We start from the raw sequence: 1,543 nt of genomic DNA, 5'->3' as shown, positions 1-1,543 counted from the left end.
CCCCACCCCGCACCACGAGCACCGGGGGAACCCGCCCTCGCCCCGGCCCGGCGCCGGGCCGGGGCGAGGGCGGGTTCCCCCGGTGCTCGTGGTGCGGGGTGGGGTGCGTGGGTCCCACGCTCGTGGCTGGCATCCGTTGCCCTCTCGTCGGTGCTCGCGAGTGTGCGTCCGTGCGGTGGCACGAGAGTCGCACAACCAGCGCCCGCGCAGGGGGGGTGACCGGGTCCAGGACCGGCGCCGCGGTCCCGGCCGCCCGGTGCGGGGGCGACCGGGACCGGGGAAGAACGGGAACACCGGGAACACCGGGAACACCGGGAACACGGGGAACACCGGAAACCCCGGGAGTCCCGGGGGCCGCGAGAACCGCGGGGGGGTCAGAGGATGCCGCGCGTGGCGTTCACCCAGGCGGCGAGGGCGGGCTTGGCGGTGCCGTCCCGGCGCACCAGGCCGTAGCCGTTGACGTTGCTGACGCTGCCGTCGCCGAGGTCGACGTACGAGTACCACATCAGCGTGCGCAACCAGGGCATCGACGGCAGCTGGGCGGCGGCCGCCTTGACGGTCTGGGCCTGCATCGTCTCGTCGACGTGGTCGTACCCGCTGCCCCACACCCGGGTCGCGGCCGTCGTGCCCTTGCCCGGACCCGTGGTGGGGGCGCCGAACTCGGTCGCCCACACGCCCTTGGCGGAGTCGCCGCGCGCCACCATCATCTCGCGCAGCTTCGTCATCTGGGTCCAGCCGCTCCAGAGCTGACCCTCACCGGGCAGGGCCGGGAAGCAGTAGGGGTGCATGCCGACGCCGTCGAAGGAGGCGCGCGCACCGGCGTCGTAGACGCCCTTGAGGAAGTCCTGCGGGGAGTAGGTGCCCCCCGCGACGGTGACCGCCGGGGCGAGCCCGCCGGTCACCACGGTGGCCGAGGGCTGACGGCGCTTGATCTCCGCGGAGGTCGCGACCAGCAGGCGCGCGTAGGCGGCGGGGTCGGGGCGCGGCGCCCAGGAACCCACGTTCGGCTCGTTCCAGACCTCCCAGACGCGGATGCCCGCCGGGGCGTACCGCTGCACCACCTCACCGGCGAACGCGGCGAAGGCGCGCGGGTCCGCCGGCGCGCACGCCGGGACGGTGCAGCCCGGCACGCGGGCCCAGGCGGGGGTGTAGTCGATGATGGGCAGCATCTGCAGGCCGCGGGCGTTGGCGGCCGAGACGACGCGGTCGACGGGGGCCCAGTTGCGCGCGCTGCCGGCGGTGGGCTGCACGGTGGGCCAGGCGACGTCGAAGCGGATGGACTTCGCCCCGCTGGCGCGGACGGCGTCGAGCCGGCGGCCGATGTCCGTGGAGGACATGCCGATCAGCTCTCCGATGGAGAAACCGGGGCCCAGGGTCGCCGGGGCGCTCACCTCGACGGCGGCGCTGGTCACCGCGAGCTGGCGCGTGCCGCGCTCGAGGGCGGGGGCGGCCTGCGCGGCGGGTGCGCACACCGCGGCGGCGGCGACGGCGAGCGCGGCCGCCGCGAGGCGGCGCACCGCGGAGGACTTCCAGGGGGTGCGTG

The 1,543-nt window shown here is 76.1% G+C and carries 1 protein-coding gene; it reads right to left on the bottom strand.

What is annotated here, in order from left to right; genetic code table 11:
• Positions 1–374 precede the first annotated feature (374 nt).
• The coding region (locus tag GTR00_RS20555) for a glycoside hydrolase 5 family protein (RefSeq protein WP_166613383.1) at positions 375–1,543 on the bottom strand (1,169 nt) is incomplete at its 5' end.

It is taken from the genome of Kineococcus indalonis, assembly GCF_009906395.1.
GTDB lineage: Bacteria > Actinomycetota > Actinomycetes > Actinomycetales > Kineococcaceae > Kineococcus > Kineococcus indalonis.
Note: the sequence above shows the minus strand (reverse complement) of the source record. Positions and strands in the feature narration are given on the sequence as shown.